Annotated in this window: 5 protein-coding genes; 1 reads left to right on the top strand and 4 read right to left on the bottom strand. The window is 70.7% G+C overall.

Features of this window, described 5'->3' with window-relative positions:
* The 4 genes from DMH12_RS36800 to DMH12_RS36785 form a co-directional block, all read right to left on the bottom strand.
* On the bottom strand, nucleotides 1-1,047 hold a 1,047-nt coding region (locus DMH12_RS36800; protein ID WP_125495640.1), incomplete at its 3' end, for a cellulase family glycosylhydrolase.
* A 31-nt stretch (nucleotides 1,048-1,078) separates the two neighbouring features.
* Nucleotides 1,079-1,993 carry a carbohydrate ABC transporter permease gene (locus tag DMH12_RS36795; protein WP_125495639.1) on the bottom strand — a complete coding sequence of 305 codons (915 nt, stop codon included), beginning with the start codon at nucleotides 1,991-1,993 and terminating at the stop codon, nucleotides 1,079-1,081.
* Nucleotides 1,990-2,892 carry a carbohydrate ABC transporter permease gene (locus tag DMH12_RS36790; protein ID WP_125495638.1) on the bottom strand — a complete coding sequence of 301 codons (903 nt, stop codon included), beginning with the start codon at nucleotides 2,890-2,892 and terminating at the stop codon, nucleotides 1,990-1,992. The genes DMH12_RS36795 and DMH12_RS36790 overlap by 4 nt, the downstream gene beginning before the upstream one ends.
* A 6-nt stretch (nucleotides 2,893-2,898) precedes the next feature.
* The gene (locus DMH12_RS36785) at nucleotides 2,899-4,191 is read right to left on the bottom strand and encodes an ABC transporter substrate-binding protein (RefSeq protein ID WP_125495637.1); all 1,293 of its coding nucleotides are present in this window, start codon (nucleotides 4,189-4,191) and stop codon (nucleotides 2,899-2,901) included.
* A 242-nt stretch (nucleotides 4,192-4,433) separates the two neighbouring features.
* Between DMH12_RS36785 and DMH12_RS36780 the strand changes: the two genes are divergently transcribed.
* On the top strand, nucleotides 4,434-5,480 hold the full coding sequence (locus DMH12_RS36780) for a LacI family DNA-binding transcriptional regulator (protein ID WP_125495636.1): 1,047 nt from the start codon (nucleotides 4,434-4,436) through the stop codon (nucleotides 5,478-5,480).
* Nucleotides 5,481-5,531: the final 51 nt, after the last annotated feature.

Genomic DNA, 5,531 nt, shown 5'->3' with positions numbered 1-5,531 from the left:
GGTGCGCGGGGCGGGGGCGGGGCGGGTCCCCTCGCGGGCCGCGAGGGCCGCGCGGGCCAGGACCCGGGCCGTGTCCTTGGGACGGCGGTCGTTGGTGAGCAGTCCGAGGCCGTACTCCAGCTCGGGGAAGTCGGCCAGCTCCCGGGACACGTCGTGCGAGCACCACCAGGTGACGCCCCACAGGTCGGGGCAGTCCAGGGCGTTCTCGACGGTCGCCTCGGTGAAGGCGGCGGCGTGCTCGGCGGGGACGAGGGGCGCGGGGGCGCCGACCTCCTGGAGCCAGACCGGGCGGCGGGGGTCGTCGGCCCACGCCTTGCTCAGCTCGATCAGGTAGGCGGCGTGGTGCTCGCTGGGCACGGAGGTGCGGCCGTGGCGCTGGGCGGTGCCGTTGAAGACCCACGAGTGCACGGCGGTCACCGCGCCCCGCCGGGCGGCCTGGGCCGGGGTGAAGGGCTGGTCGTCCTGGTACCAGGTGGCGTCGTACTCGGCGTGCAGGTGCATCCCGCCGGGGGCGCCCTCCTCGCAGGCCGCGAGCATCCGCTCCAGCCAGGCGTCGATCTGCTCGCTGGTGGCGCGGTCCGGGTCGGGGTGGGGTGCGGCGGAGAACTGGTTGACCTCGTTGCCGAGGGTCATGCCGAGGAAGTTGGGCCGCCCGGCCAGCGCGGCGGCGAGGGTGCGCAGGTAGGTGGCCTGCCCGTCGACGACCTCGGGGTCGGTGAAGAGGTTGCGGCGGTGCCAGGTGCGGGTCCAGGCCGGTACGTAGTCGAAGCTGCTCAGATGGCCCTGGAGGCCGTCCACGTTGACGTCGAGTCCGCGTTCGCCGGCCGCGTCGACCAGCGCGACCAGGTGGCCCACGGCACGCTCGCGGATCAGGGAGCGGTTGGGCTGGAAGTACGGCCACAGCGGGAAGACGCGGACGTGGTCCACGCCGAGCGCGGCGACCGAGTCCAGGTCGGCGCGGACCGAGTCGAGGTCGAAGTCGAGCCAGTGGTGGAACCACCCTTCGCTCGGGGTGTAGTTGACGCCGAAGCGCACGGCAGGGGGCATGCGGTGTCCTTGTGGGGAAGAAGTACGTGGGTCAGCCCTTGACCGCGCCCTCGCCGACGCCGCGGAAGAAGTACCGCTGGAGGCAGGCGAAGAGGGCGATCAGCGGCGCCACGGCGATGATCGTGCCGGCGGCGACGAGGCGTTCGTCGTTGGCGAAGGTGCCGTGCAGGTAGTTGAGGCCGATGGTCAGGGTGAACTTGGACGGGTCGCTCAGCACGATCAGCGGCCACAGGAAGTCGTCCCAGGCGCCCATGAAGGCGAAGATCGCGACGACCGCGAGGGTGCCCTTGACCGACGGCAGCGCGATCCGGCAGAACCGCTGCCAGACGTTGGCGCCGTCGACGTAGGCGGCCTCCTCGATCTCGTAGGGGAGGTTGAGGAAGGCGTTGCGCATGAGCAGGACGTTCAGGGCGCTGACGCAGCCGGGCAGCAGGACGCCGACCAGGGTGTTGTTGAGGCCCAGCTCCCGCATGGTGGTGAACTGGGCGATGATGATGCCCTCCACCGGCACGAGCATCGCCAGGATGAACACCAGGGTGGCGACGCGCCGGCCGCGGTAGCGCAGCCGGGCCAGGGCGTATCCGGCGAGGGCGGCGCCGACGCAGTTCGTCACCACGTTGGCGGCGGCGACCTTCAGCGAGTTCAGCGCGTAGTCCCAGACGGGGATGGTGTCGGCGACCCGCTCGTAGTTGTGCAGGGTGGGATCGGAGGGCAGGAACTTCGGCGGCGAGCTGAAGATGTCCTCCGTCGGGCCCTTCAGCGAGGTCGACAGCTGCCACAGGAACGGGCCGATGGTCAGGGCGAGGACGCCGAGCAGGAGCAGGTAGCGCAGGACGAGTTCCCAGACCCGTACGCGGCGGCCGTGCTCGTCGGTGATCCGGGGTTCGCGTTCCCGCGCGGTGGCCCGGGGCTTCTCCGTGGGCCGGGTCTTCTCCAGGACGCTCACGACTCCTCCTTCCGGTCGGCGCGCAGGACGAGCAGCATCAGGGCGACGGTGACGACGAAGACGACGACGGAGATGGCGGAGGCGTAGCCGACCCGGCCGGTCAGGCCGGTGCCGGTGCGCTGGACCAGCATGACGAGCGTGGTGTCCTCGCCGGCCGGGCCGCCGCTCGGACCGGCCATCAGGTACACCTCGGAGAACACCTTGAAGGCGGCGACCGAGGACAGCGCGGCGACCAGCACCATGGTGGAGCGGACGGCGGGCACGGTGACGGTGAGGAAGCGGCGCACCGCGCCCGCGCCGTCCACGGCGGCGGCCTCGTGCAGTTCGCGCGGGACGTTGGCGAGCGCCGCCAGGTAAATGATCATGTAGTAGCCGAGGCCCTTCCAGACCGTGACGGCCATGGCGCTGAGCAGGATCAGCCACTGGTCGCTGAGGAAGCCGATCGGACTGGCGCCGACCGTCTCCAGCAGCGAGTTGACCAGACCGCGCTCGTCGAGGAGCCAGACCCAGATCAGTCCGACGACGACGATCGAGGCGACCACCGGGGTGTAGAAGGCGGAGCGGAAGAAGGTGATGCCGGGGATGTTCTTCTGCACGAGCAGGGCGAGCAGCAGCGGCAGCAGGACGAGCGCGGGGACGACCCCGAGGACGTACAGGGTGCTGTTGCGCAGGCCGGTCCAGAACATGTCGTCGTGCAGCAGCTCGCGGAAGTTGGCGAGGCCCACGAACTCGCCCGGGACCAGGGTCCGGCGGTCGGTGAAGGAGTTGACGAGCGTCGAGACGAACGGGTAGAGGATGAACGCGCCGGTGATCAGCAGCCCGGGGGCGGCGAAAAGCCAGGGGCTGGAGGCCAGCTGGCGCCGTACACGCCGGGTGCCGGGGACGGTGGGACTCGCCATGACGTCTCAGCCCTGCTGCTGGAGGAGCCGGTCGCACGCCTTGACAGCGTTGTCCAGGGCCTGTTCGGGGCTCTGCTTGCCCTGGAGCGCCTTGGCGACCTCGTTGCGCAGCTCGGTCTTCATCTGCTCGCTGAACAGCACCGGCGTGTAGTTGACCGCGTCCTTCAGCGACTTGGCGGCGGCGACCCGGACACGGGTCTCGTCGGTGCCGTCCTCCTTGGTGAAGTACGGGTCGTCCAGCGAACTGGCGGTGCTCGGGAAGATCGCGACCTGCTTGGCGAACGACATCTGGTGCGCGGCGTCGGTGACGAAGTGCGCGAAGGCCACCGCGGCGGGCTTGCGCTGGCTCTGCGCGTTCACCATCAGGCCCATCACGTACATGTTGACGTGGCCGGTGCTGGTGATCTGGTCGGTGATGCCGATGTTCTTGTACAGGTTCGGCGCCTGCTTCTTGAAGTTGGCGAGGTCGAGCGCGCTGCCCGGGTTCATCGCCACGGCCCCGGTGAGGAACTTCTTCCCCGAGGACTCGGGGGTGGCGGTCAGCGCCTGGGAGTCGAGCGCCTTGGCCTCGTACAGCTCCTTGTACCGGGTGAGGAGCTGTACGCCCTTGGCGTCGTTGAACGTGAAGGCGGTGCCCTCCTTGTTCATCAGCGGCACGCCGTAGCGGCCGAAGTCCTCGATGGTGGGGACGTTGGCCAGCGTGGCGGTGTCGCCGCCGGTCTTGTCCGCGATCTTCAATGCGGCGTCGAAGACCTCGTCGTACGTCTTCGGCGGCTGCTCGGGGTCGAGTCCGGCCTTCTCGAAGAGGGACTTGTTGTAGAAGAGCGGGCCGGTGTTGAGGTACCAGGGGAAGGCGTACGTGCCCTCCATGCCCGGTATCCGGTGGCTGGCCCAGGCGCCCTCCAGGTACTCCTTCTCGTACTGGCCGGCGGCCTTGTCCAGGTCGAGGGCGAGGCCCGCCTTGGCGAGCGGGGCGACGAGGTCCGGGGAGACGTTGACGACGTCGGGCAGGGTGCCGCCGGCGGCGTCGGCGCTGATCTTGTCGGCGTAGCCCTCGCCGGGCTGGTCGACCCACTTGACCTCCGTGCCCGGGTACTTCTTCTCGAAGTCGGCGATCAGGTCCTCGAAGTAGGGCTTGAAGTTCGCCCGCAGGTTCCAGGTCTGGAAGGTGATGTCGCCCTCGACCTTGCCCGAGGCGTCGGTCGAACCCCCGCTGTCACCTCCGGAACCGCAGGCGCTGAGCGGGAGGACGAGGGCGGCGACGGCGGCGACGGCGAATGTTCTGCGCGAGGTGGGCACGGTGACACGTCTCCTGAAGGACGTCGGCGGCTGGATGGCAGCGACCATGCACGGCGCGTTCGGGGAAAGTCAATGGATTCGCGGGAACTAATGCGATTGAGACGGCATTAGTCCAGGTCAGAGCCGTGCGCGGAGCCACTTGCCAGGTTCGACTAATGCGCTTTAGGATCTTTCAACTCAAGCGCATTAGCTTGTCGTGTCCAGAAGGCGCTTTCGTTTCACTTCCGAAGAAGGGAGCGCGCATGCCGGCCAAGCGGCCCGCCGCGCGCCGGCCGACGATGAAGGACATCGCTCGGCGGGCCGGGGTATCCGAGAGCGCGGTCTCGTTCGCGCTGAACGACCGGCCGGGGGTCTCCGAGATCACCCGGGACCGGGTCCGCCGGGTCGCCGAACAGCTCGGCTGGCGGCCCAGCACGGCGGCGCGGGCGCTGTCCGGGGAGGGCGCGGCGACCGTCGGCTTCGTACTGGCCCGGCCCGCGCACACCCTGGGCGTGGACTCCTTCTTCCTGCAACTGGTCTCCGGCATCCAGGAGGTGCTGGCGCGGCGTCATCTGGGCCTGCTGTTCCAGGTGGCGCGGGACGTCGAGGACGAGTGCGCGGTCTACCGGCGCTGGTGGGCCGAACACCGGGTGGACGGCGTCCTGGTGGTCGACCCGCGCACCGACGATCCGCGCCCCGACCTGCTCGACGGACTCGGGCTGCCCGCCGTGGTGATCGGCGGCGCGCCGGACGAACGCCATCCGGGACTGTCGACGGTGTGGGCGGACGACGCGGGCGCGATGGCCGCGCTGGTGGACGGGCTGTACGCGCTCGGCCACCGGCGGATCGCGCACATCGCCGGTCTGCCCGGCCTCGCCCACACCGAGCGGCGGATCCGGGCCCTGCGGGCCGAGGCCGGGCGGCGGGGCCTGACCGAGGTCGAGTCGGTGACCACCGACTACTCCGACGCGGAGGGCGCCGCCGTGACCCGCCGGGTCCTGGAGGCCCCCGCCGCGCCGACCGCGCTGATCTACGACAACGACGTGATGGCCGTCGCCGGGGTCGCCGCCGCGGCCGAGCTGGGGTTCTCGGTGCCGGCCGACGTGTCCGTGGTGGCCTGGGAGGACTCGGCGCTGTGCCGCATGGTCAAGCCGTGGCTGTCCGCCCTCTCCCGGGACAGCGTGGAGTTCGGCCGGACGGCGGCGACCGAGCTGACCGCCCTGCTGGACGGCGGCCCGGCCCGCACGGTGCGGGTGCCGGTGCCGCGGCTGATCGAGCGGGACAGCACGGGCCCGGCCCGGTCGTCCTGAGCCCGGCGGCCCGGGGGGGCCCCTCCGGGTCCTGCTCGACGACGGCGCCCG

The organism is Streptomyces sp. WAC 04229 (genome assembly GCF_003947455.1).
Lineage (GTDB): Bacteria > Actinomycetota > Actinomycetes > Streptomycetales > Streptomycetaceae > Streptomyces.
Note: the sequence above shows the minus strand (reverse complement) of the source record. Positions and strands in the feature narration are given on the sequence as shown.

Bases quoted from the DNA above. Each gene is read 5' to 3' on its own strand.
- DMH12_RS36790 (WP_125495638.1), bottom strand. From the start codon at position 2,892: ATGGCGAGTCCCACCGTCCCCGGCACCCGGCGTGTACGGCGCCAGCTG.
- DMH12_RS36780 (WP_125495636.1), top strand. From the start codon at position 4,434: ATGCCGGCCAAGCGGCCCGCCGCGCGCCGGCCGACGATGAAGGACATC.